Source organism: Bacillus sp. DC4300-2b2, assembly GCF_049895685.1.
GTDB lineage: Bacteria > Bacillota > Bacilli > Bacillales > Bacillaceae > Bacillus > Bacillus safensis.
Genome location: NZ_JAFCSW010000001.1, coordinates 342,444 through 365,846 on the forward strand (window position 1 = coordinate 342,444; position 23,403 = coordinate 365,846).

At 42.8% G+C, this 23,403-nt stretch carries 26 protein-coding genes; 4 read left to right on the top strand and 22 right to left on the bottom strand.

Annotated elements, in window-relative coordinates:
- Positions 1 to 9: 9 nt before the first annotated feature.
- The 14 genes from ACP69X_RS01850 to ACP69X_RS01915 form a co-directional block, all read right to left on the bottom strand.
- Positions 10 to 969: a gluconeogenesis factor YvcK family protein gene (locus tag ACP69X_RS01850; RefSeq protein ID WP_034281026.1), complete on the bottom strand. Its 960-nt coding sequence runs from the start codon at positions 967 to 969 to the stop codon at positions 10 to 12.
- A complete protein-coding gene (gene rapZ, locus ACP69X_RS01855) occupies positions 970 to 1,857 on the bottom strand; it encodes an RNase adapter RapZ (RefSeq protein ID WP_041088634.1) in 888 nt (295 codons plus the stop codon). It abuts the gene before it with no gap.
- A 39-nt stretch (positions 1,858 to 1,896) separates the two neighbouring features.
- Entirely contained in the window at positions 1,897 to 2,361 is a 465-nt protein-coding gene (locus ACP69X_RS01860; protein WP_024423553.1) for an 8-oxo-dGTP diphosphatase, read from the bottom strand.
- A 357-nt stretch (positions 2,362 to 2,718) separates the two neighbouring features.
- Positions 2,719 to 3,669, bottom strand: a complete 951-nt coding sequence (trxB, locus tag ACP69X_RS01865) for a thioredoxin-disulfide reductase (RefSeq protein WP_039183330.1) — start codon at positions 3,667 to 3,669, stop codon at positions 2,719 to 2,721.
- A 234-nt stretch (positions 3,670 to 3,903) separates the two neighbouring features.
- Complete coding sequence (locus tag ACP69X_RS01870) at positions 3,904 to 5,298, bottom strand: PcsB-like coiled-coil domain-containing protein (RefSeq protein WP_426052363.1); 1,395 nt, start codon at positions 5,296 to 5,298, stop codon at positions 3,904 to 3,906.
- A 363-nt stretch (positions 5,299 to 5,661) separates the two neighbouring features.
- Positions 5,662 to 7,122 (bottom strand): tetratricopeptide repeat protein, encoded by a 1,461-nt coding sequence (locus tag ACP69X_RS01875; protein WP_058837574.1) that lies wholly within the window; start codon positions 7,120 to 7,122, stop codon positions 5,662 to 5,664.
- A gap of 131 nt (positions 7,123 to 7,253) precedes the next feature.
- The gene (gene hisIE, locus ACP69X_RS01880; RefSeq protein ID WP_058837573.1) at positions 7,254 to 7,883 is read right to left on the bottom strand and encodes a bifunctional phosphoribosyl-AMP cyclohydrolase/phosphoribosyl-ATP diphosphatase HisIE; all 630 of its coding nucleotides are present in this window, start codon (positions 7,881 to 7,883) and stop codon (positions 7,254 to 7,256) included.
- On the bottom strand, positions 7,880 to 8,638 hold the full coding sequence (gene hisF / locus ACP69X_RS01885; RefSeq protein WP_047201833.1) for an imidazole glycerol phosphate synthase subunit HisF: 759 nt from the start codon (positions 8,636 to 8,638) through the stop codon (positions 7,880 to 7,882). Before hisF ends, hisIE begins: the two co-directional genes overlap by 4 nt.
- On the bottom strand, positions 8,635 to 9,372 hold the full coding sequence (gene hisA, locus ACP69X_RS01890) for a 1-(5-phosphoribosyl)-5-[(5-phosphoribosylamino)methylideneamino]imidazole-4-carboxamide isomerase (protein ID WP_059376610.1): 738 nt from the start codon (positions 9,370 to 9,372) through the stop codon (positions 8,635 to 8,637). The genes hisF and hisA overlap by 4 nt, the downstream gene beginning before the upstream one ends.
- Entirely contained in the window at positions 9,369 to 10,007 is a 639-nt protein-coding gene (hisH, locus tag ACP69X_RS01895) for an imidazole glycerol phosphate synthase subunit HisH (RefSeq protein ID WP_064498000.1), read from the bottom strand. Before hisH ends, hisA begins: the two co-directional genes overlap by 4 nt.
- The gene (hisB, locus tag ACP69X_RS01900; RefSeq protein WP_024423560.1) at positions 10,007 to 10,591 is read right to left on the bottom strand and encodes an imidazoleglycerol-phosphate dehydratase HisB; all 585 of its coding nucleotides are present in this window, start codon (positions 10,589 to 10,591) and stop codon (positions 10,007 to 10,009) included. Before hisB ends, hisH begins: the two co-directional genes overlap by 1 nt.
- Positions 10,591 to 11,877: a histidinol dehydrogenase gene (gene hisD / locus ACP69X_RS01905; RefSeq protein WP_426052364.1), complete on the bottom strand. Its 1,287-nt coding sequence runs from the start codon at positions 11,875 to 11,877 to the stop codon at positions 10,591 to 10,593. Before hisD ends, hisB begins: the two co-directional genes overlap by 1 nt.
- Positions 11,874 to 12,521 (bottom strand): ATP phosphoribosyltransferase, encoded by a 648-nt coding sequence (hisG, locus tag ACP69X_RS01910; RefSeq protein WP_058837569.1) that lies wholly within the window; start codon positions 12,519 to 12,521, stop codon positions 11,874 to 11,876. Before hisG ends, hisD begins: the two co-directional genes overlap by 4 nt.
- Positions 12,514 to 13,689, bottom strand: coding sequence for an ATP phosphoribosyltransferase regulatory subunit (locus ACP69X_RS01915; RefSeq protein ID WP_058837568.1), 1,176 nt, complete (start codon positions 13,687 to 13,689; stop codon positions 12,514 to 12,516). Before ACP69X_RS01915 ends, hisG begins: the two co-directional genes overlap by 8 nt.
- Before the next feature lie 233 nt (positions 13,690 to 13,922).
- Between ACP69X_RS01915 and ACP69X_RS01920 the strand changes: the two genes are divergently transcribed.
- The gene (locus ACP69X_RS01920) at positions 13,923 to 14,714 is read left to right on the top strand and encodes a C39 family peptidase (RefSeq protein ID WP_197202589.1); all 792 of its coding nucleotides are present in this window, start codon (positions 13,923 to 13,925) and stop codon (positions 14,712 to 14,714) included.
- 40 nt (positions 14,715 to 14,754) lie between these two features.
- Here ACP69X_RS01920 and ACP69X_RS01925 read toward each other — a convergent pair whose 3' ends face one another.
- The 8 genes from ACP69X_RS01925 to hprK form a co-directional block, all read right to left on the bottom strand.
- Positions 14,755 to 15,387 carry a DsbA family protein gene (locus ACP69X_RS01925; protein ID WP_426052365.1) on the bottom strand — a complete coding sequence of 211 codons (633 nt, stop codon included), beginning with the start codon at positions 15,385 to 15,387 and terminating at the stop codon, positions 14,755 to 14,757.
- Between the two features lie 45 nt (positions 15,388 to 15,432).
- The gene (locus tag ACP69X_RS01930; RefSeq protein ID WP_426052366.1) at positions 15,433 to 16,074 is read right to left on the bottom strand and encodes an NAD(P)-dependent oxidoreductase; all 642 of its coding nucleotides are present in this window, start codon (positions 16,072 to 16,074) and stop codon (positions 15,433 to 15,435) included.
- An 87-nt stretch (positions 16,075 to 16,161) separates the two neighbouring features.
- Entirely contained in the window at positions 16,162 to 16,590 is a 429-nt protein-coding gene (locus ACP69X_RS01935) for an Rrf2 family transcriptional regulator (RefSeq protein WP_024423567.1), read from the bottom strand.
- 69 nt (positions 16,591 to 16,659) lie between these two features.
- Positions 16,660 to 17,178 carry an acyltransferase gene (locus tag ACP69X_RS01940; protein ID WP_039181684.1) on the bottom strand — a complete coding sequence of 173 codons (519 nt, stop codon included), beginning with the start codon at positions 17,176 to 17,178 and terminating at the stop codon, positions 16,660 to 16,662.
- 1 nt (position 17,179) lies between these two features.
- A complete protein-coding gene (gene ppaX / locus ACP69X_RS01945; RefSeq protein ID WP_039181686.1) occupies positions 17,180 to 17,830 on the bottom strand; it encodes a pyrophosphatase PpaX in 651 nt (216 codons plus the stop codon).
- Positions 17,827 to 18,771 carry a nucleoside recognition domain-containing protein gene (locus ACP69X_RS01950; RefSeq protein WP_327842125.1) on the bottom strand — a complete coding sequence of 315 codons (945 nt, stop codon included), beginning with the start codon at positions 18,769 to 18,771 and terminating at the stop codon, positions 17,827 to 17,829. The genes ppaX and ACP69X_RS01950 overlap by 4 nt, the downstream gene beginning before the upstream one ends.
- A 19-nt stretch (positions 18,772 to 18,790) precedes the next feature.
- Positions 18,791 to 19,615, bottom strand: coding sequence for a prolipoprotein diacylglyceryl transferase (gene lgt / locus ACP69X_RS01955; protein ID WP_039181691.1), 825 nt, complete (start codon positions 19,613 to 19,615; stop codon positions 18,791 to 18,793).
- 11 nt (positions 19,616 to 19,626) lie between these two features.
- Positions 19,627 to 20,559 (bottom strand): HPr(Ser) kinase/phosphatase, encoded by a 933-nt coding sequence (gene hprK, locus ACP69X_RS01960; protein WP_024423572.1) that lies wholly within the window; start codon positions 20,557 to 20,559, stop codon positions 19,627 to 19,629.
- A gap of 177 nt (positions 20,560 to 20,736) precedes the next feature.
- Between hprK and nagA the strand changes: the two genes are divergently transcribed.
- Genes nagA through ACP69X_RS01975 form a run of 3 tightly spaced genes read left to right on the top strand, consistent with a single transcriptional unit; the run spans position 20,737 to position 23,396 of the window.
- Entirely contained in the window at positions 20,737 to 21,927 is a 1,191-nt protein-coding gene (gene nagA, locus ACP69X_RS01965) for an N-acetylglucosamine-6-phosphate deacetylase (RefSeq protein ID WP_426052367.1), read from the top strand.
- On the top strand, positions 21,927 to 22,652 hold the full coding sequence (nagB, locus tag ACP69X_RS01970) for a glucosamine-6-phosphate deaminase (protein WP_041088102.1): 726 nt from the start codon (positions 21,927 to 21,929) through the stop codon (positions 22,650 to 22,652). The genes nagA and nagB overlap by 1 nt, the downstream gene beginning before the upstream one ends.
- 18 nt (positions 22,653 to 22,670) lie before the next feature.
- Positions 22,671 to 23,396, top strand: coding sequence for a GntR family transcriptional regulator (locus ACP69X_RS01975; RefSeq protein ID WP_041088100.1), 726 nt, complete (start codon positions 22,671 to 22,673; stop codon positions 23,394 to 23,396).
- The last annotated feature ends 7 nt before the right edge of the window (positions 23,397 to 23,403 follow it).

Consider the following 23,403-nt stretch of genomic DNA (forward strand, 5'->3'; position numbering starts at 1 on the left):
CCCCCATTCCTATTTTTTCTGATGCAGCAGATCGACAAGCAGCGAGGCTACTTTCAGCGTGTCATGACGAATGACATGCTGGTCATATGTAATGATTTCTCCAGGAATCACTTCTAATCCCATTGCTTTCAGTGCATCTGTGTCGAATTGGACAGGCTGTGCCTGTTCTTCTGCATATTTTGCTTTGATTTCTTCTGGAATTTCTTTATTGTTCACAAAAATTGTATCAATAAATGGACGATCCATATGATCATTTAATGCCTGAACATGATCAGCTGCACTGTAGGAAAGCGTTTCCCCCGGCTGCGTCATGACATTACAAATATACACTTTTTTCGCCTTTGAGCGAATCACTTCTTCTCCAATATGCGGGACAAGCAAGTTTGGCAAAATACTCGTATACAGACTGCCAGGCCCAATGACGATCAAATCCGCCTCACGAATGACTTGAATAGATTCTGGCAGCGGTTCAATCGTATCGGGTGTGAGGAACACTCGTTTAATTCGCTCACCATAGGTGGGAATTTTCGATTCTCCTGTCACCATTTGCCCATTTTCTAATTCCGCATGAAGAACAACACTTGAATTTGCTGCTGGCAATACTTTTCCTCTCACATTTAAAACCTTGCTCATTTCAGTGACGGCATGAAAAAAATCACCGGTTATATTTGTCATGGCCGCAAGAATGAGGTTGCCGAGTGAGTGGCCTGTTAAGTCATTCCCTTTGTTAAAACGGTGCTGAAATAAATCTTCTACAAGCGGTTCAACATCAGAGAGAGCCGCAAGGACATTTCGAATATCACCTGGAGGGGGAATATTCAAATCATGCCGCAGTCTGCCTGAGCTGCCTCCGTCGTCAGCAACCGTTACTATAGCGGTAATGTCCACTGGCTTCGTTTTTAGCCCTCTGAGCAAAACAGATAAGCCAGTGCCTCCGCCAAGAATGACCACCTTTGGTAGTGTTGTCATCTATTTTCTGCTTCTCTTTTCAATGTCCCGGTGAGTGACATGTGTATAGTAATCGTTTTTAAAATACTCCGATAAATAGTTGGCTAGTGTCACGGATCGATGCTGCCCGCCTGTACAGCCGATGGCAATCACAAGCTGGCTTTTTCCTTCCCTCTTATACGACGGAAGCATAAAGCTGAGAAGATCGATTAATTTCTCTGTGAATTTTTGCGTTTCACTCCATTTCATCACATAAGAGCGCACTTCTTCATCGTTTCCAGTCTGTGGACGCATGCTCTCAATATAGTAAGGATTCGGCAGGAATCTCACGTCAAAGACAAGATCAGCATCAATCGGCAGACCGTATTTAAAGCCAAAGGACATCACGTTTACTGTAAACACCTGACCTTGGTTCGTGGCAAAGTGCGTGACGATTTTTTCTCGCAGCTGTTTTGGTTTTAAATCCGATGTATCAAAAATCATTTGAGACCGGCCTTTTAACTCCTCTAACAGCTCACGCTCCATTGCAATTCCTTCAAGCGGCAAACCTGTTGTCGCAAGGGGATGCGAACGTCTCGTTTCTTTGTATCTTGAGACAAGTACCTTATCATTTGCATCTAAAAATAGAATTCTTGGCGTGATCCAGTCAAGATCACTCATTTCATCTAATGCCGCAATTAAGCTGTCAAAAAATTCGCGACCGCGCAAATCCATCACAAGAGCGACCTTGCTCATCTTGGAATTCGATTCCTTCATGAGTTCTAGGAATTTCGGTAAAAGTGATGGCGGCAGGTTATCAACACAAAAGTAGCCTAAATCTTCAAAGCTTTGAATGGCTACGGTTTTCCCCGCACCTGACATTCCTGTAATAATCACAAGCTGAATATCTTCTTGTTTTTGTGTATTCATGCCTGCTTCCTCTCCTTCTTTATGAAAACGGTTCATGTATTATTCTCCCTGAGGATCTAACCGATAAGCAATCAGCTCAAAATCGGGTGTATACGTAAAAGTGCCGTGCAGAAGTCCTTTTCCTTTGAGCATGAAATCAAGAATATGGGAATCTCCTGGAGCCATCGGCAAATGAGGCACATCCTTTACGTCATGCCATTTTAAAATGCCTTCCTCTGACTCTGTTACGTTTTTTCCGGTAAATGAATCTGCCATAAAGGTGAACATCATCCACTCTTGAACGATTTGATCGCCTTCTTTTATGATAAAGGTAAAAACACCTTTCAGCTGCGGATTTAAAATATAAATACCTGTTTCTTCTCTATATTCTCGAACGACTGAATCCTTGACCGATTCTCCGCTTTCCATTTTGCCGCCCGGTGCTACCCACCAGCCCCGTCTTGGCTTTTGCAGCAAGAGAACTTGATCTTCGTGATGCAGCACACAATTGGTTACTCGTTGCATCAGCTGTCACCTACTCTTTTATGTCTTTAACTTATTATACAGGTTCAACCTGACTCCCACAATGAACATGCCCGTTCTTCCCCGAAAACAGACCGGTTTTCGTTTGAATGATGTAACGAGCCATTTCTCTACTCTTTATTTTACAGCATCTAACGGCTCTCCATGCGTCATTTGTGAACATCTCGTGAATTTCTGATTTTAGGCAAAAAAAAGGACACGGATTCACATCCGTGCCAAACATGTATTCCTTATAAAAGGGGGTCAATTACTAGTTTTATCATAACGGAAAATTATTTCACCCGTGTTACATTCCAGTTAAAAGCCCATGACGCTATATTAAGGATTTACGACAGCCAATTATTTCGTTGCTTTGAGTTTTTCAGCAAGCTCTTCTACATAATGCTGTGCGCTTTGTGCTGCAATACTACCGTCACCTGTTGCTGTGACAATTTGACGAAGTGTTTTTTCCCGAATGTCACCAGCTGCGAAAATACCTTCCACTCTCGTTTCCATTCTTTCGTTTGTCTCGATGTAGCCTTCTTTATTTGTAATGCCGAGATTTTCAAACGGTTTAGACAGTGGCAGCATTCCGATATAGATAAAGGCACCGTCTGTTTTAAACTCTTCTTCTTCACCAGTCACCGTATCAACCAATGTCACACTGCCGACTTTCCCGTTTTCTTCATTGATCTGTTTCACGGTTTTGTTCCACATGAAGTCAATTTTTTCATTATCAAAGGCACGTGCTTGTAAAATGCTTTGTGCACGAAGCTTATCGCGTCTATGGATAATCGTTACTTTAGAAGCGAAGCGTGTGAGATACACACCCTCTTCTACAGCAGAATCTCCTCCGCCAATGACGACAAGCTCTTTGTTTTTAAAGAATGCTCCGTCACATACTGCACAATATGATACGCCGCGGCCGCCAAGTTCTTTTTCACCTGGTGCACCGATTTTTTTGTATTCAGCCCCTGCCGCGATAATGACAGAGCGTCCTTTGTATTCTTTTGAGCCGGCTTTGACGATTTTGTACTCTTCACCGTTCACGATTTCTTTGATATCGCCATATGCATATTCTGCGCCGAATTTCTTCGCATGCTCAAACATTTTATTTGAAAGTTCCGGCCCTAAAATACTTTCAAAGCCAGGATAGTTCTCGACATCTTCCGTATTCGCCATTTGTCCGCCAGGAATTCCTCTTTCAATCATTAATGTTGAAAGATTTCCCCGTGATGTATAAACAGCGGCTGTCATTCCGGCAGGACCCGCTCCAATGATGATCGTATCGTAGATTTTTTCTTCTGACACAACTGTCACTCCCTCTTCAATTGCTGCTCGCATTTCTTATTAGAATGCCCTTGGGTGATGCTTCCATTCATGACAGAGAGCATCATTTCCACTCTTAGCTTTTATTCCTTACCCATATCCTATTAAATCTGCGGGGAATAAGCGAATCATTTGCTCATATCTTCAAAAAAAGAAAAAGCTTCCTTAAACTGCTGTTTAAGGAAGCCTGTTTACGGTTATATAAAAAGTAATGATTTATTCAACGACTCTTCTTACAACGCCATTGAATGCTTTTTTCCAGTATACGTTGCTCATTGAGTCAACTGAAACACCGCGAGAGCTGTTATCGTTCAAGAATGTACCATTTCCTAAGTAAATACCAACGTGTCCATTTACTTTATACGTATCAAAGAACACAAGGTCTCCGCGTTTCATGTCAGATGCACTTACAGCTCTTCCTTTACCTACAAGCGTATCTGTTGTTGTACCGCCAACTGGTCCAAGGTTGATGCCTGCTGATGCAAATGCCCAGCGAACGAATGAAGAACAGTCAAAACGACGAGCGTCAATATCGGCTTGTGATCTGCCGCCGCCCCATTTATATGGAGATTGTCCAACAATAGTAGAACCTGTGCTGATCGCACCTTCGATTCCGCCTACGTTACTGCTGACAGGTGATCCACCGCCAGTAGATGGCTTCTTGCTTGGTGAACTGCTGTTGCTGTTATTATTGTTATTGTTGTTATTAGATGACCCGCTGTTACTTGAAGACGGGCTGCTATCGTTATTTGAGCTGTTGTCTTCCGCTTGAACACTAGCTTGACGCTGCTGCTGTTGTCTTTGCGCTTTTTCTTCTTTTGCTTTTTGAGCTGCTTCTCTAGCTTCTTTTTCAGCTTGTTTTTGGGCAGCTACTGTTGCATCCTTTTCAGATGCAATGCTGTTAGCCTCACTGTTTAACTCGCTGATTTCAGAAAAAGCACTTCCTTTTTGCTTTTTCACTTGCTTGAATAGCTTGTCTTTTTCATCAAGCTGTTTATTCAAGTCTGATTGAAGTGTTTCAAGCTTTGCAAGTGTGCTTTGCACATTTTCAAGCTTTGTGTTTAATTCGTTTTCAGACTTTTGAAGCTCTGCTTTGTCTTTTTCCTGCTCTTTAATGATTTCACTGTCTGCGTTGATCAATGTAGAAACTGCACCTGCACGGCTGATGAAATCGCTAAAGCTTTTTGCTCCTAGTAATACATCTATGTATTTCGTAGAACCACCGCTCTCTTGAAGGGCACGTACACGCTTTTTCAAGAACTCGTTTCTTTCTTCAATACGTTTTTCTGTATCAGCAATTTCTTTTTTCAGTGCTTTGATTTCTTTTTTTGTTTTTTCATTTTCTTTTTGTTTTTCTTCGATTTGATCACTTGTTTTTAAAGCTTTCTCATCAATATCTTTAAGCTTTTGTGCAAGTGCCTCTTGTTTTGCTTCAAGCTTTGAAAGCTCTTCTTTTTTCTTTTGAAGATTCTTGTTTACCTCAGATTGCTTGCTGTCTAGTTCTTGTTTCTTTTGTTCAAAGTTCTGTGCGTTTGCTTCATGTGTAAATGGAATAAATAAACCGCTCGCTCCGATCACCGAAGCTAAACCGAAAGTAATAAACTTTTTCACAAATAGTTCCTCCTTTGACAATTTCCCAAGCGACATTAGAAAGCAGCAAATTCTCTGCGACCAATCTGTGCTCTCTATGTCTTTCTTCCTGATTGTTCAGTCAGATGTTGACCAGATTGTTTCATCACTGGGTGTTTCATTATGTATAGTAAAATATTTAAATATCTATCTTTGTTTTAATCCACGATTTTCATTATACATGAGACATCGACAAAATGAGCTAATATTTTTATTACATTTATGTTTCAAAAACATGTCGTGATTGTCATACTTCGCCAATTCCTTGCAAATCCCACCTTTTTATCCAAGAAAAAAGCATGACCTTTTCGGCCATGCTGGGATGTTCTGAATCTATTTACCTATTTAATCAATTAACGTACAGATTTCTCGTTCGTATTTTGACAGTGTTTGAACACTGATTTGAAAAGCAGACGCAATGTCTTTTTTGCTGACAGCTGATTCTTCTTGTTCATTCATCCATAGATAATAAGATGCTGCTGCCCAGGCAGGCGCATTTTTCTTATCAATACCAGAAGCACGTGCCTGCTGAATAATATGGAATAACCAAAAATAAGGCATATGGCTGTCAGGCTGAACGGCTTCCTCCAAACTAGATGCCGCCTGTTTTGCAAAAACTGCATCTTCTGAAAAAGACTTTTCTTTCATTTCATCTTCATACAAAAGCAGTTCTATGAATTGCTGTTCAAAGGCCGTTTTCGCTGCGCGTGCATCAAGGACAGACTGCAGAACGTCACGTTCCCCTTTTTGTTTACTGACATAATACGCAGTCAGCCGTTCCTCAATCGAGACCATTGGCTCAGTCACCTCAGGTTTATCCTGCCACGGCTTGATTTCATCTGCGTCGATGTCTTCTTCGACCATCTTATCCCAAACGGTTTGGGCGAGCGTCTTGTGGCCTGTATGATAGGCTGCGCTTGCAAGCCAGTATAAAAATGTACTATCTCCCTGAAAACCTGTTTTGTACAAAGAATAAAGCCATTTAAAGGCCCATTCAAATTCTCCTACAAGGGCAAATGTTGCACCAAGCTTATAACGCTGTTCACTTAGTATTGGATACACGTGCGTTAATTGCTTCGCTAACTTGTTGACCTTCTCTTCTTCTTTTTCATAATGGTAGAAGACTAGCTGATTGCAAAGGGCATGCAGATTACCGGGATTTTCATGAAGGACCCGGTTCAACATTTCTTTCGCCTGATGGATTCGACCAGAATAAAAATAGGCCAAAGCGAGATTATTATACGCTGACCAAAATTCTGGATACTCAACAATCATCTGTTCTAGCATCTCAATGGCTTCATCGAGTCTGCCGCTTTCTAGCAAATGGTTTGCTTGATCCTGCTTCACAATCAGGTCATCCTGATCATAAGGAAAATCTTCGTCCTCTTCGTCGCTCATATCGAGCAAGTCAAGAAGGTCGTCATTTTCATCCGCAAATTCCCCGTTCTCTTCCAGCGCGGCATAAGCAGTAGCTGATTTATATGCCTCTTGAAATAGTCCGAGATTGGCATAATTATTGGCTTTAAAGTAGTGACACTCAGACATGTTTTCATCGATGTGTTCAAGGATGAAATCAAGCAGTTCATTTGATTGTTGGTAATGACCCATTTCAGTATAAATAATGGCAAGCTGTGACAGCATTTCTACATTTTCAGGCTCAAGTACGATGGCCCGCTGTATTAGCTTACTTGCCCTAGACAAATTTCTTTCTCTATATGCTTTAAGACCTTTATGAAAAAAGTAATGCCCATCTTGAAAAAGCTGGACGACTTGTGTGTGATTATTTTGAGAAGTGTATTTACTCACCGATACCCTCCATTTCGAACAGTGTACCGTGTGTAGTATAACATACTTCACCAGTCGTCACATAGAACAAAAGGAAAGGAAGGATTTGTTTTTCATTTAAAAATAAAAAGCCTGGGATATCCCCCGGCTTTTCATTCACCTTGATGACGCTTTTTTAATACCTTTAATACATCATCAAGCGGCAATTGCTGTTCACGTAATAGCACAAGAAGATGATAGAGGAGGTCCGCTGTTTCCCATTTCAATTCTTCTTGATCTCGGTTTTTCGCTGCAATGATCACCTCAGACGCTTCTTCCCCTACCTTTTTCAGGATTTTATCGACCCCTTTTTCAAATAGATAGGTAGTATAAGCACCTTCAGGCATTTCCGCCTGACGCTTTGCAATGACCTGTTCAAGTTCATTTAATATCGCAAAACGATCCTGCTCTTCGCTTTGGCGCTTTACGCCTTCTTCCGAAAAACAGCTATAGCTGCCAGTATGACAGGCTGGGCCGCTTGGCGCGACAAGGACAAGCAGAGCGTCCTTGTCGCAGTCATATCGAATAGAACTCACTTGCTGGGTATGTCCAGAGGTGGCGCCTTTGTGCCAAAGCTCGTTTCTCGACCGGCTATAAAACCATGTTTCGCCTGTCTCCAGCGTTTTTTCATAGGACTCTTGATTCATATATGCCAGCGTCAATACTTCCTTACTTTGAGCATCCTGTACAATCGCAGGAATCAGGCCTGCTTCATTAAAAGTTAATTCATTTGCCTGTTTCATCTGACCTTCACCCCGTGTTCTCTCAAATATGTTTTCACCTCGTGAATAGAGGTTTCTTTATAATGGAAAATGGAGGCTGCTAATGCTGCATCAGCTTCTCCTTTTGTAAATGCCTCCAGCATATGCTGGGCATTGCCAGCGCCGCCAGAAGCGATAACTGGCACAGTGACTGCCTCTGATACAAGCTTTGTCAATCGATGATCAAAGCCTGTCTTTTCACCATCTGCATCCATACTTGTCAGCAAAATCTCTCCTGCACCTCTTTGCACAGCTTCCTTCGCCCAGTCGCTAACCTCTAAATCTGTTTGACGGCGTCCTCCGTGTGTATAGACCATATATGCTTTTTTCTCTTCATCGTATTTTGCATCAATTGCGACAACGATACACTGGGAGCCAAAAAAGTCAGCGCCTTCTGAAATCAGTTCTGGCCTTAACACAGCTGCTGTATTGACAGATACTTTGTCTGCACCCGCTCTTAATATACGCTTCATGTCATCAAGGTGGTTAATCCCGCCTCCTACCGTAAATGGTATGGCAAGAGTGGACGCGACTTGTTTGACCACATCCACCATCGTTTTCCGGCCTTCATGCGACGCAGAAATATCAAGAAAGACGAGTTCATCCGCCCCTGCCTCATCATAGATCTGCGCTAATTCTACCGGATCACCAGCATCCTTTAAGCCTAGGAATTGCACTCCTTTGACAACACGCCCTTCCTTCACATCAAGACATGGGATGATTCGTTTTGTCATCATATGCGGTCAAGCCCTTCAAATGCTTCCGCTAAAGTAAACTGCTTCGTGTAAAGTGCTTTTCCAATGATCGCACCAGACACACCAGTTTCTTTTTGCGCTGACAGCTTTTGAAGATCAGCTACCGCGCTGACACCGCCTGAAGCAATCACTTGTTTGCCGGTTGCTTCTGCTAAGCGAACCGTGCTTTCCACATTGGGACCAGACAGCATGCCATCCATTTGAATATCGGTGAAAATAAAGACCTCTGCGCCTTCCTTTGCCAATTCCCTGCCGAGCTCCTCTGCCTTCACTTTAGACGTTTCAAGCCACCCTTCAGTCGATACAAAGCCATTTCGCGCATCAATCCCAATTGCGATTTTCTCTCCATATTGCGCCAGCATTTTTTTCACAAAGGCTGGGTTAGATACAGCTGAGCTGCCAAGTATCACTCTATCGACGCCGCTCTTTAAATAAAAAGCAACGTCTTCTTCTGTCCGAATACCGCCGCCGATTTGTACCTTCACATCTAAAGAAGATGCAATCGCCAGCACATGCTCATGATTGACACGTTTCCCTGCTTTTGCACCATCTAGATCCACAAGATGAATCCACGCTGCTCCATCCTTCGCAAATTTCGCGGCCATGTCGAGCGGTGAATCTCCATAAATGGTTTCTTGATCATAATCACCTTGTACAAGACGTACACATTTGCCATTTCTCATATCAATCGCTGGATATAATGTAAACTCACTCATTTGCTCACCCTCTGTTCGTTTGCTAATTGAATAAATTGTTTGAGCAGCGCCATTCCCGTTGTACTGCTTTTTTCAGGGTGAAACTGTGCACCAAGCACATTTCCCTTTCCAACGATTGCTGGTACTTGAACACCATAGTCCGCGCTTGCTAATTGCTCATCTGGGTTCATATCACTCACATAATAAGAGTGAACAAAGTATGCAAATCCTTCTGGTACACCGTCAAACAATGGGGAGGGCTGATGAAATGTGAGCTCATTCCACCCCATATGAGGTACCTTCAGCCTTTGCCCGTCCTGATCACGATCTTTTAAAAGAACGACACGCCCTTTTAACAGCCCCAATCCTTTTGTGCGGCCTGCCTCTTCGCTTTCTTCAAATAACAGCTGCATGCCAAGGCAAATGCCGAATAACAACTTTCCTTCCTGTACAACTTGATGAATAAACGCCTCAAGTCCAGTCTCTTTTAACAGCTGCATTGCATCACGAAACGAACCAACTCCGGGCAAAATATAAGCATCTGCTTTTTTCAGCTCCTCCACATCAGAGGAAACGATATAGCGGGCACCTGCTCGTTCCAATGCTTTTGATACGCTGAACAAATTTCCCATTCCGTAATCAATGACTCCGATCATTAGAGCATCCCCTTTGTCGAAGGAATTCCTTTCACACGTGGATCAATGGTTGTTGCTTCATCTAAGGCACGTGCCATCGCTTTAAAAATGGCTTCAATCATATGATGTGTATTGGTTCCGTAGTGAACAATGACATGAAGGTTGATCCGGGCTTCAAGTGCAAATTTCCACAGAAACTCATGTACTAGCTCTGTATCAAAGGTACCTACCTTTTGACTTGGAAAGGCCGCTCTCATTTCCAAATGAGGACGATTGCTTAAATCGACCACGACCTGGGCAAGAGTTTCGTCCATCGGAACAAAGCTTGAACCATACCGCTTAATTCCCTTTTTATCGCCTAACGCTTCCTTAAACATTTGCCCAAGCACAATGCCGATATCTTCTGTTGTGTGGTGATCATCAACATCCGTATCTCCTTTCGCATCGACGGTCAAATTAAAGTGTCCATGCTTCGTAAATAAATCAAGCATGTGCGTCATAAAAGGGACGTCTGTTTGAATATCTGCTTTTCCTTCTCCATCAATTTCTAGCGCTAATGAAATGTTCGTTTCATTTGTTTTTCTCGCTGTTTTCGCCTGTCTCATTAAGATTCCTCCCGCTTTCTCGCTTCAATCGACCTTGCATGTGCTTCAAGCCCTTCTAATCTGGCAAAAGCGGCAATGCTTTCCCGGTGTGTTTCAAAGGCCTCTTGACTATATGAAATAATGCTCGTTTTCTTTTGAAAATCAGTCACACCAAGCGGGCTGGAGAATCGAGCTGTTCCGTTTGTTGGCAGCACATGATTCGGTCCTGCAAAATAATCGCCCACCGGCTCTGGACTATAGCGTCCTAAGAAAATCGCGCCCGCATGCTTGATTTGACCAAGAAGTGATTCTGGATATGCTGTTAGCACCTCTAAGTGCTCTGGTGCTAATTGATTGACGACGTCTACTGCACGATCGATTGATTCTGTCACGTAAATAACGCCATGATCTTGAATGGATTGTACTGCGATTGATTTTCTCGGCAAAGTATCAAGCTGCTTTCTGACTTCAGCCTGCACGCTTTCAGCAAGTGTCTTAGACGGTGTTACCAAAATACTAGATGCAAGGGCATCATGCTCTGCCTGCGAAAGTAAATCCGCCGCTACCTCATGCGCGATTGCTGTTTCGTCTGCTAGAACTGCAATTTCACTTGGACCTGCAATCATATCAATATCTACCTGACCAAATACTTCCCTCTTTGCCAGCGCTACATAAATGTTCCCTGGACCTGTGATTTTATCAACAGGCTTGATGCTTTCCGTTCCATAGGCAAGTGCCGCAATCGCCTGTGCACCGCCCATTTTATACATCTCAGAAATACCAAGCTCCTTCGCCGCAGCTAAGACAGCGTCAGAGAGACGTCCATCTTTCCCAGGGGGTGTCACAAGAACGATTCGTTCAACGCCAGCAACTAGCGCAGGGATTACATTCATTAAGACGGATGATGGATAAGCAGCTGTTCCACCCGGGACATACACACCTACCGCATCAAGCGGTGTCACCTTTTGACCAAGCATTGAGCCGTCCTTTTGGTGATAAAACCAAGAAGAGGTCAGCTGGCGCTCGTGGTATGTGCGAATATGCTTGATAGCCGTTTGGATAATCTGAACCATCTCTTTATCCAAACGTTGGTAAGCTTCTTCCATTTCACCTTCTGTGACAAGCGGATGTTCAATCAACACGCCATCGAATTGCTTTGTAAAAGACCGTACAGCTTCATCACCATTTGTTCTCACTTCTTGTATAATGCGCTGAACAGCCTGACGCTGCTCTTCTGTTCCTGTATCTAAAGTCCGTTTGAGTGAGAGAGTATCTGTCTCACCTTCTTGTATGCAGGTGATGTTCATGATGATTCCTCCTCTTCTCCTTCAATAATTCTTGCAAGACGCTGTGCCATTTCATCGATCACCGTATCCTTCATCCTGTAGCTCACAGGATTGACAATAAAACGTGACGTGATATCACAAATATGCTCCGTTTCCACAAGTCCATTTTCCTTTAGTGTTTGACCTGTAGAGACAATGTCAACAATGCGATCGGCAAGCCCAATGAGCGGTGCTAATTCAATGGAACCATTCAGCTTAATGATCTCCACCTGCTCCCCTTGCTCTCTAAAATAGGACGATGCGACATTTGGGTACTTTGTTGCCACACGCGGTGCGACACCACCCCAGCTCGCTCCTGGCAAACCAGCAACAGCTAAATGACATTTACTGATGTTTAAATCGAGCACTTCGTACACATCACGAGCTTCTTCGAGCATGACATCCTTCCCTGCAATGCCAACATCCGCCACACCGTGCTCTACGTAGGTGGTCACATCCATTGGCTTAGCTAAAATAAAGCGGAGGTTTTCTTCTGGTACATCTATGATTAATTTTCTTGAATCCTCGAATTCCTCTGGCAGCTGGTACCCCGCCTGTCTTAACAGCCCGGCTGCTTCTTCAAATATCCGGCCCTTTGGCATCGCCATCGTCAACACTTTACCCATTTCGCTCTTCCTTTCTAGCGCCGATAAAATAAGTCACCTGTTCAAATGCCTTGGTCATCGCGTCAATATTTTCAATCCCCGCTAAGTCTTGCAGGACGATCTTTTTCCCTTTTGACCGCTCCTTTTCTGCAAAAGCAAAAGCTTCAAGTCTTTGTTCTTTGCTAAAAATCACAGCTTCCTGCGGCTCATTGATCTCTTTTGCATCGAGCGCTTCAAGAAGACGGTCTAGTCGAAGTCCGAACCCTGTAGCTGGTGCGGGTGCATTAAAATGAGCAAGTAATTGATCATATCTACCGCCACTTCCGATGACCGATCCAACATGATCAGCAAATACTTCAAACAAAATACCCGTATAATAGCTCATATGACTCACCATGCTTAAATCTAAACGGATATATTCTGTACAGCCGTAATCTTCAAGTGTCTCCCATAGCGACTTTAGCTGTGCGAGCACCTCTTTTCCTTCTTGTGAAACGACGATTTCCTCTGCCCGCTCTATCACTTCTTGGCCGCCTCTTAACTCTAAAAGCTGTAACAGCCTCATTTTATCGATGGAGGAAAGCGGTAATTGTTTCACATGCTGACGGTATCCTACATAATTCTTTTCATATAAGAAGCGGCGAAGGACGTTTGCACGCTCTGTATTTCCGAGTACATCGACAAATAACGTCTCTGCTAAAGCGACATGCCCGATCGCGATTTTGAAGGACCTTAGCCCGGCATTTTTTAAGGCAAATACGGCAAGTGCGATGACTTCAGCATCTGCACTAATCGAACCATCACCAATCAATTCAATTCCGACCTGCTCAAATTCTGATGGTCTTCCGCCTTCTCTTTCCTGCGCACGAAACACACTCGCTGCATACCCGACACGAAGCGGATACGCCTGTTCATGAAGCTTAGAAGCCGCCACCCTTGCAATCGGACCTGTCATATCAGGTCTCAGTACAAGGGTTTGCCCGTTTTGATCAAGAAGTTTAAAAAGTTGTGTATCAGTAATCGCCGATTGCACACCGACTGTATCGTAAAATTCAAGCGTTGGTGTCTCCATTAAACGGAAACCCCAACCATTCATGACCTCTGTTAAAGAATGTCTCACTTTTTTCTTCGTCTCATACAATCCAGGTAATGAATCCCGCATACCATATGGTTTCTCAAACATAAACATGTTCTTCCGCACCTCCAACACATTAAAACAAAAAATTCCGAATCCTTTAGTTCGCTAATATGATAATATGCTAACAAAATAAAGTGATTAAATCAATCATTTTTATTTCTCTCTATTTTCATCAACATATTCTGGAATTATTACATTCAAGTGACACCTGTGCCTTTTCTGCATGTTCGGTGAAGGAACGTGCTATAATACTTAAAAATATTGAATAACACAGGAGATTAACAGTGAAGTTCATCCAGACATTAATCTTAACTTTGTTGTGCGCATGTCTTGTTTATTTCGGCTTTATATACGTTTCACAAATCGACCAAGTCAAGAAAACAGCTTCGCCGCAAGAAGCAGCAAAAAAAGAAAACGATACGGCACTCGCGGCTGAAGAAACTCGTTCAACAAAAAAAGCAGAAACCACACATCATTCACTAAAAGGAAGCAAAAAAGCCATGGACGTCATTCTCTACAATCAAATGGATGCACCAAGGCTTTATAACGGATGCGAAGTCACGAGCTTAGCGATGCTGCTTCATTACAGCGGCTATGAGCAAGTAACGAAAAACGCATTGGCAAATGAAATCAAACGTGTTCCGCTCAATTATGAAAATGGCTTAAAAGGTGACCCTCATGACGGGTTTGTAGGCGATATGGAGAATGGACCGGGTCTTGGGGTTTACCACGAACCGATTTATCAGCTTGCGAAAAAATATGCGGGCGATCAAGTTGTCGACTTAACTGGAAAGCCTGTAAAAAAGGCCATATATCAGTCACTTGAAAAGGGCTATCCTGTCTGGGTGATTACGACATCCACCTTCGACAAAACCGATAACATCGAAACTTGGAATACACCAAATGGCAAAATAGATGTAAGCTTTAATGTGCATAGCGTAGTCATCACAGGCTATGACAAGGAGCATGTCTACTTGAATAACCCATATGGAGAAAAGAATCAAAAGGTCGACCGTGATCAATTTGAAGATTCTTGGGAACAGATGGGCAGTCAGGCGATTATCATTAAAGCGTAAAAAACAACCTCTATCCGCATAGAGGTTGTTTTTAAATGATTTATTTTTCTAGAAATTCCTTTAGGCGGTCTTCAAGCTTTTCAGCCGTCATTGCACCTCCGCCCAAGCTGAAGTATTCATCCCCTCTTTTTAATAAAAGTGTAGGATAGCCATTCACATGAAGTTGATGAACCTTCGCAAAGTCAGCATATGCATCATTGAACACTTCTTTTGTTTTCATACGTTCAATGACTGCGTCAGGATCAAGATCATGCGCCAAAGCGATCTCCCGATACGTTTCCTCATCACTCAGACTTTTTCCGTCTTGATAAAAAGCCTTTTGCATCGATGAAGCCAAGTACAATGAACGCTCAGGTGCGATGGATCTTAATGCAGAAAAACCAATGGCCGCAGCCTCAGAGTCTAAAAGAAACGTTCCGTTTGCTAGCAGCTTCTGATAACGTTCACCAAACTCGACACCAGTCAGCTGACTAATACGCTGATTTGCTTCTGGAATGTGTGGATAATCTTTTATCGGTAGACTCCTTTCCCCTACAAATAAACCACCCGACACAAGTGTTAGTGATATCTCCGGATGATTTTCATGCAAAGTGCGGATACTGTTTGAAAATCCATAACACCAGCCACAATACGCATCCCATACATAAATGAAAGACATTTCTTGCTCGTTCATACGTTAGACTCCCCATTTATCATTTTTAGGCGGCCATGAAACTGCTTATTCAGCTTCAGATACAACGGTAAAACGTTCTCCAACATGGGCTGCCTGCTCCACTTCATCAACCAGTGCAATGGCGTAGTCAGCATAGCTTACATAGCTGTCACCTTTAGAATTGACAATTAGATTGTCTTTCCCTTTCACATAAGAACCTGTACGTTTGCCAGCTGGATTAAAGAATGCGGCAGGGCTGAGGAATGTCCATTTTAATCCCTCTGACTGTTGAAGATCTTTTAGATTTTCTCCTTGCTGAGAAGCAGTAGGCACATACTCCTTGGGAAATTCTGGTGTGTCCACAAGTCTTGTTGTTTTCGCCTCATCTACAAATAGACTTCCTGCTCCGCCCACAACGATTAAACGAGTCTCAGGTGCATCTTTTAAAATATCAATCAGCTTTTTCCCAGCTTCTACGTGAAGATGCTCCTGTCCAGGAGGTGCGCCAAATGCATTCACAATCACATCAAAACCTTTGATGTCATCTGCTTGCAAGTGAAACACATCCTTCTCAAGAACAGCTAGTGATGAATCAGTCATTTTTTGTGCATCTCGGACGATTGCCGTTACTTCATGTCCTCTTGATTGAGCCTCTTTCACAATTTCTTGTCCTGCTTTTCCTGTTGCGCCAATAATTCCAATTTTCATGTTAACTCCTCCTACAATATGGTTTTATGTTGATAAAGAAAGGTGTAACTATTTCGGTTACAACAGAGGTAAAAAAAATTGAATTGATCATCCAATTTTTTTGATTAGCACATGCGTTAGTTCACTTAATTTGATCTCAGCAAGTACTTGCTCCATCGCACTTTGAGCGCGGCATAAAATTAATTCAAGCACCGCTTGAATATTTGCACCGATCGGACAGTCAGGATTTGGGCTTTCATGAATTTGAAACAATTCACCCTCATCTACGACTTCAACCGCTTTATACACATCGAGCAATGTGATGTCGTCTTCACTGCGGTTCAGCTGCGAACCACCTTTGCCAAGACTCGTTGAGATTAGGCCTGCTTTTTTTAATTTACTCATAATGCGGCGGATGACCACTGGGTTTGTATTCACACTTCCTGCGATATCCTCCGATGTCTGTAAAGATCCTTTTTCAAGTGATAGCAAGGCCAGAATATGGACAGCGACAGTAAATCTGCTGCTGATTTTCATGTTTTCTCACCTCTGTTGTAATCATTATAGTTACACCATGTCACATTGTCAACAAAAAAGTCTGCCGAGCTACTCAGCAGACTTAGATTGACGTGCTTCCATTTCTTCCTTCGTATAAATCATGCGCATTGGATTTCCTCCAACAAATGAGCCTGCTGGCACATCCTTATGAACAAGTGTACCAGCCGATACGATCGCTCCATCCCCAATGGTCACACCAGGTAAAATAGTGGAATTAGCTCCAATTAAGACTTCATCACCAATATAGACTTCCCCAAGTCTGTACTCTTTAATCAAATACTCATGGGATAAGATGGTCGTGTTATAACCGATTACACTATTTCGTCCGACGGTGATTTTCTCAGGAAACATCAGATCAACCATTACCATTAAGGCAAACGCCGTATCCTCGCCGACCTTCATACGAAGAAAAGTTCGGTATATCCAATTTTTCATTCCCATAAACGGCGTGTACCTTGCCATTTGAATAAAAATGAAATTTTTCACCACTTTGAAAAAGGGAACTGTCCGATAGACTTGCCGCAGCGAATTGACCCCTTTTACTGGATATCGATCTGTTTTTCTCAACTTAATCAGCTCCAACAATCGCCAGGAGATCACTCATTTTCTTCAGCATGAAGTCAGGGCGATGCTTTAAAAGGGCCTCTTCTCCTTTAATAGACCAAGCCACACCTGCCGTTTTTGTCCCTGCCGCTTGACCAGACAAAATGTCATGATAATTATCACCGACCATCACCGCTTCATGCGGATCACTGCCAAGCTTTGATAATGCAAGCTGAACAGGCTCCGGATGCGGCTTCTCATTTTGTACATCATCGAGCGTCACAATGACCTCAAAGAACGGCTCTAAACCGGTCAGCTTCAATCCCATTAAAACCGTATCCCGTATCTTCGTTGTGACAATACCGAGCTTAAATCCTCGATCCTGCAGGACTTTCAATGTGTCTAAAACGGTCTCATATTCAGTCACAAGCAGATCATGCTGCTCATGATTAAACGTGCGGTACATCTGGATCATATCATCCGTCAACTCAGGATCCATCGCAGAGAATGTATCAAACAAGGACGGACCAATGAAATGAAGAATATCCTCACGGCTGTACTGACCAGGGTAATAATGGTCCAGCGTATGCTGAAATGAAGCAATAATTAATTCATTTGTATTGATTAATGTGCCATCTAAATCAAATAGCACTGTGTTGATCGTCGATTCGTTCATATGGCTTCCTTTCTAACAGCTGCATGTTCCCGCTTCCGCCAAATATAGCTAATGGCAGCTGTCAATAAAATTGCAGAAATCAGGCGGATCACAAGAAGCGGCCATACTGGAATACCAAGTGGAATAAAAACCAGCGTATCTTCGACCACCGCATGGCAGGCAACGAGGAAAATAAAAGCAAGGGTTAAGTCCTTTTTACTCACACCGTCCTCTTCCACTGCCTTCATCATCACCCCGGCTCCATACGCCAGACCAATCGTTAATCCAGCCACCATTGTCATAGACGTATTTTCTTTCATTCCAAGCATTCTAGTAAAAGGTGACAGCCACTTAGACAGTGTATGAAGCCAGCCTAAATCTCTCATGAATTGAATGATGATCATGAGCGGGATAACGATAAAGGCAAGCTGCAGCACACCGAGTACTGCTTTTTGTATAGCAAGAAGAACGATCATGTACCAACTGGAAGGCACATCAGCCGCCTGAGCTGCACTCAAAAGTCCATATTGCGCCGGCTCCTCGCCTCCCTGCCAAACGAGATGAATGACAATAGCAGAAATAACAGCAAGACTGATTCTAACCAGCAAAATCACAGATACTCTCAGTCCAACCTTTGCCGCCACTGTCGATTCGATGATCAGGTTATGGCAAAAGGACAGCATCACTGCCAAAATAAACACTTCCTTCACAGGAAGCTCTAATGTCAAAATGGCTGCAATTCCCGCATACAAATTCAGCATGTTTCCTAATACAAGCGGAATCGCTGCTTCCCCCGAAAGACCAAACAGCCCCATAAATGGCTGAATGAATCGGATAATCCAATCCATGACAGGCGTATGCTGCAAGATACTGACGAGAATAGTTACTGGAAAGATAACTTTGCCAAGAGTCCAAGTTGTCGATAGCCCTGCTTTCAAGCCGTTTTTCCATGTCTCTCTCATCTCTTCTCATCCCCCCTGCTTAATTCGATGAATTGTTCTCTTTATACGGAATTGATGCGTATCCTTTCATTCTTCTAAAGAAAATCAGTAGAACAGCCACTGCGAATATCGCAATCGAAATCATCTGTGCGATTCGAAGATGTTCTGTCAGCATTAAGCTGTCTGTTCTCATCCCTTCAATGAAGAAACGGCCGATTGAATACCAAATTAAATAAGACAAGAAGATTTCGCCTCTGCGCAGCGAAGTTCTCCGTAATAAAATCAATATGACAACACCGGCAAGATTCCATAATGATTCGTATAAGAACGTCGGGTGATAATAGGTACCATCAATATACATTTGATTAATGATAAACTCAGGCAGATGCAAATTTTCTAAAAAGGCTCTTGAAACCGCCTCACCATGCGCTTCTTGGTTAATAAAGTTCCCCCAGCGTCCAATTGCCTGCCCTAGTAAAATACTTGGTGCTGCGACATCAGCTATTTTCCAAAACGATACCTTTCTCACTTTTGTAAAAACGATGGCTGTCAGCACGGCACCAATCAGCCCGCCGTGAATCGCAATTCCACCATTCCAGATTTTAATGATTTCGTTTGGATGCTGCTGATAGTAATCCCATTCGAAGGATACATAATAAATTCGGGCACAAATAATCGCGATTGGAATGGCAAATAAGATTAAGTCAATAAACAGATCTTTATTGATTCCTCTTTTTTCACATTCTCTCAGTGCGAGCCAGAGTCCAAGCAAGGCTCCGACCCCAATAATCACACCATACCAATGAACCGAAATAGGTCCGAGCTGAAAAGCGATCGGATCAATTGGCTGAATTGCTTCGTTCATATAGTCAACTCCTATTCATCTTGGCCATTGTCTTCAATGACATCGGCAAGCTTACTTGTAAATTGTTCTGCTGCATTATGCCCCATACGTTTCAGCCTGAAGTTCATCGCAGCCACTTCAATGATAACCGCTAAGTTTCGACCTGGCCGCACAGGGATCGTCAGCTTCGGCACATCTGTATCAATAATTCTCATTTTCTCTTCTTCAAGTCCTAAACGATCATACTGTTTGCCTTGTTCCCAAAGCTCCAGATTCATCACAATCGTAATTCTCTTATAGCTTCTGACAGCGCCTGCTCCAAATAAGGTCATCACATTAATAATGCCTAACCCGCGGATTTCTAAAAGATGTTCAATCAGCTCTGGTGCACTTCCGACTAACGTATCCTGATCCTCTTGACGGATTTCCACGCAATCGTCTGCAACGAGGCGATGTCCCCTCTTCACTAATTCTAAGGCTGTTTCACTTTTTCCTACTCCGCTTTTCCCAATTAATAATACACCTACACCATATACATCGACGAGCACACCATGAATGGCAGTCGTTGGTGCCAGCTTACTTTCTAAAAAGTTGGTCAATCGACTCGAAAGTCTTGTCGTTTTTAGACTAGATCGTAAAACGGGCACACCATTTTCATTTGATGCTTCGATTAATTCCTTCGGCACATCACGATCTCGAGACAAAATAATGGCAGGGGTAATATCTGTACAAAGAGACATCATTCTCTGCTTTCGTTCGCGTTCTGGGAGCTGTTCAAAAAAAGAAAGCTCTGTTTTCCCTAAAAGTTGAACTCTTTCTTTTGGGTAATATGTAAAATAACCAGCCATTTCAATACCTGGTCTGGAAAGATCACTGATTGTAATGGGACGATTAATCCCTTCTTCCCCACTTACCAGTTCAAGATGAAATTGTTCCATTATGTCCTTCGTACGAACTTTCGGCACGCTTCTTCCTCCTTTTATCACAGGCGATTCAGAAATACAGCTCTATTTTATCACTTTCAATGATGAACCCAAAACAGTATTTTATCCTGTTCCTGTTTCACCGCCCTCACTGGTATAGACAACTATACTTAAAAAGAGTAAACTTAAATGAAAGATAACGAATAAGGGGGCTCAAACATGAGCGGTTCTTTATTGCTCTCCAATATTCATATTGTGACTAAGACAAAGATCATTGAAAACGGTTTTGTCGGTTTACGCGATGGCAAGATTGACTATATTTCAACATCACCACCGACAGGAAATTATGAAAAAGTATATATTTCCCGGGAAAACTTTTATTTACTCCCTGGAATGATTGATATTCACATCCATGGTGGATATGGTGCAGACATGATGGATGCGACAGCAGAAGCGATGAATACACTCGCTGACAACCTTCCATCAGAAGGAACGACAAGTTTTTTAGCGACAACCATTACACAAAACCATCATGAGATTGAGCAGGCACTTAAAAATGTCGCTCAGTGGAAACAAAGTAATGAAGAACAAGCAGGAAGTCAGGCACAATGTCTAGGAATCCACCTAGAAGGTCCATTTATTTCTAAAGATAAGGCAGGGGCACAGCCTGTTCAATGGATTAAACAGCCCGATATTCCGCTTTTTAAAAAATGGCTGGATGCAGCTGAACAGCTAATTCGAATAGTCACGTTTGCGCCTGAGGAAGACACACATTTTGCTTTTCTGTCCCTGTTACAGGAAAAGAACATGATTCCTTCTATTGGACATACGAATGCCCATCATGACATGATAAATTTAGCAGCTAAGCATGGTGCACGCCATGTAACGCACCTTTATAATGCTCTGAGTTCGTTTCAGCATCGTGAACCGAACGCTGTAGGTGCTGCTCTTACGAATGAGAACCTTTTTACCGAGCTAATCACAGATGGGATTCACTCCCATCCTCTTTCCATTAAGCTTGCGTATTTGGCAAAAGGAAGTGATCGTTTAATCATGATCACAGACTCGATGCGTGCAAAAGGGCTCGGTAATGGATCGTACGAATTTGGCGGTCAGACGGTCACAGTCAGCGGCGAAAAAGCATTGCTGGAAGATGGTACACTTGCAGGATCGATTTTGCAAATGAAAGATGGCGTCAAACGGATGAAACAGCTCACAAATTGTGAGTGGACAGAGATTGCGAAGATGACCTCAACCAATGCAGCCGCCCAGCTGGGACTTGATCAACAGCTCGGTTCCATCGAAGTTGGAAAACTAGCAGATTTGGTGATTTGGGATGAATCTGGTGAACTGATGATGACGATCTGCCGTGGACAAATCGTCTTTGAAAAAAAGGAGGTCAACCACTAATGAACATCATCGAATTTGAAAGCAAGGACCAATTAGGAAAAGAAGCAGCCGACATTATTGCACATGCAATAGCTGCTAAACCCGATGCCGTACTTGGCCTAGCAACGGGCGGTACACCTATTGAAACTTACAAAGAGTTAATTCAACTTCATCAAGCGCATCAATTGTCTTTCATGCAAACAACAACAATCAATTTAGATGAATATGCAGGACTTGATCCAGGACACGAAAATAGTTATATGACCTACATGAAACGTCATTTATTTGACCATATTGATCTCCCTCAGGGCCAGTATTTTCTTCCTAATGGCAATGCAGCTCATTTAGAAAAGGAATGCTTAAGATATGACCAGCTCATTGAGGATGTAGGCGGCATCGATCTTCAGCTCCTTGGAATCGGTCAAAATGGACATATCGGTTTTAACGAACCCGGTACCCCTTTCAACTCAAAGACTCATGTCGTGCAATTAGATGAAAACACGAGACAGGCTAACGCAAGATACTTTTCTTCTATTGATGAGGTACCTACACATGCGATCACAATGGGAATTGCGAGCATTCTTTCAAGTAAAAAGATTCTCCTTCTTGCTTCGGGAAAATCAAAAGCGAAAGTGATACAATACTTAGAACAGGCAGAGATTCATCCAGACTTCCCAGCATCTGCACTGAAACTTCATGAAGATGTGACGGTTTTGATTGATCGAGAAGCTGGATCACTACGCTAAAAACGAGAGGATTTTCACATGTTTATTGATAAGCAGTCACCTATTCCGATGTACCATCAGATTATGGAGAACCTGAAAAAACAGATTGAGGATGGAACATTAGCACCTGATACACTCATTCCTTCGGAAAGAGAATATGCCGAACGCTTTGGTATTAGTCGAATGACTGTCAGACAAGCCTTATCTAATCTTGTGAACGAAGGATATTTGTATCGACAAAAAGGAAAAGGCACCTTTGTTAGCCGGAAAAAATTTGAACAGCCGCTTCAAGGCTTAACAAGCTTTTCAGAGGATATGCACCAGCGAGGGCTCAAAGCATCAAGCCAGCTGATTGACTTCAAAAAAACCTCATGTCCAGAGCACTTGCTGCCAGTCTTACAGCTGTCTAATAGTGACGCTGTATTTGAACTAAAACGGATACGCCTTGCAAATGATGAACCGATGGCGATTGAAACGAGCTATATACCTGAAAGATTTGCAGGAGATTTAACAAAGGAACATTTAACTGGCTCTTTATATGAATATATAGAAACTCACACTGGCCATGTTATTGCTCATGCCAAACAGGAGCTTGAAGCCAATGTTGCCTCAAAAGAAGAAGCACACTTGCTGTCTATTCTAGCAGGAGACCCTGTGCTGTCCATAACAAGAACGACTTTTTTTCAACAAGACATTCCATTTGAGTATGTTGTTTCCGTTTATAGAGGGGATCGTTACAAGCTTATTCATACAATGGAAAGATAAACAGTGC

Excerpts from the sequence above, each read along its gene's own strand:
- ACP69X_RS01975 (WP_041088100.1), top strand. The coding sequence starts at position 22,671 with ATGTTTATTGATAAGCAGTCACCTATTCCGATGTACCATCAGATTATG.
- hisD (WP_426052364.1), bottom strand. The coding sequence starts at position 11,877 with ATGAACATCACCTGCATACAAGAAGGTGAGACAGATACTCTCTCACTC.
- ACP69X_RS01935 (WP_024423567.1), bottom strand. The coding sequence starts at position 16,590 with ATGAAAATCAGCAGCAGATTTACTGTCGCTGTCCATATTCTGGCCTTG.
- ppaX (WP_039181686.1), bottom strand. The coding sequence starts at position 17,830 with ATGAACGAATCGACGATCAACACAGTGCTATTTGATTTAGATGGCACA.
- ACP69X_RS01860 (WP_024423553.1), bottom strand. The coding sequence starts at position 2,361 with ATGCAACGAGTAACCAATTGTGTGCTGCATCACGAAGATCAAGTTCTC.
- hisG (WP_058837569.1), bottom strand. The coding sequence starts at position 12,521 with ATGGGTAAAGTGTTGACGATGGCGATGCCAAAGGGCCGGATATTTGAA.
- ACP69X_RS01950 (WP_327842125.1), bottom strand. The coding sequence starts at position 18,771 with ATGAGAGAGACATGGAAAAACGGCTTGAAAGCAGGGCTATCGACAACT.
- rapZ (WP_041088634.1), bottom strand. The coding sequence starts at position 1,857 with ATGAATACACAAAAACAAGAAGATATTCAGCTTGTGATTATTACAGGA.
- ACP69X_RS01915 (WP_058837568.1), bottom strand. The coding sequence starts at position 13,689 with ATGTTTATGTTTGAGAAACCATATGGTATGCGGGATTCATTACCTGGA.
- nagB (WP_041088102.1), top strand. The coding sequence starts at position 21,927 with ATGAACATCATCGAATTTGAAAGCAAGGACCAATTAGGAAAAGAAGCA.
- ACP69X_RS01930 (WP_426052366.1), bottom strand. The coding sequence starts at position 16,074 with ATGAAAATTGGAATTATTGGCGCAACAGGAAAAGCAGGACAAGAAATT.
- ACP69X_RS01925 (WP_426052365.1), bottom strand. The coding sequence starts at position 15,387 with ATGAACGAGCAAGAAATGTCTTTCATTTATGTATGGGATGCGTATTGT.
- lgt (WP_039181691.1), bottom strand. The coding sequence starts at position 19,615 with ATGAACGAAGCAATTCAGCCAATTGATCCGATCGCTTTTCAGCTCGGA.
- ACP69X_RS01850 (WP_034281026.1), bottom strand. The coding sequence starts at position 969 with ATGACAACACTACCAAAGGTGGTCATTCTTGGCGGAGGCACTGGCTTA.
- hisB (WP_024423560.1), bottom strand. The coding sequence starts at position 10,591 with ATGAGACAGGCGAAAACAGCGAGAAAAACAAATGAAACGAACATTTCA.
- hisIE (WP_058837573.1), bottom strand. The coding sequence starts at position 7,883 with ATGAAACAGGCAAATGAATTAACTTTTAATGAAGCAGGCCTGATTCCT.
- hisA (WP_059376610.1), bottom strand. The coding sequence starts at position 9,372 with ATGAGTGAGTTTACATTATATCCAGCGATTGATATGAGAAATGGCAAA.
- hisF (WP_047201833.1), bottom strand. The coding sequence starts at position 8,638 with ATGATGACAAAACGAATCATCCCATGTCTTGATGTGAAGGAAGGGCGT.
- nagA (WP_426052367.1), top strand. The coding sequence starts at position 20,737 with ATGAGCGGTTCTTTATTGCTCTCCAATATTCATATTGTGACTAAGACA.
- hisH (WP_064498000.1), bottom strand. The coding sequence starts at position 10,007 with ATGATCGGAGTCATTGATTACGGAATGGGAAATTTGTTCAGCGTATCA.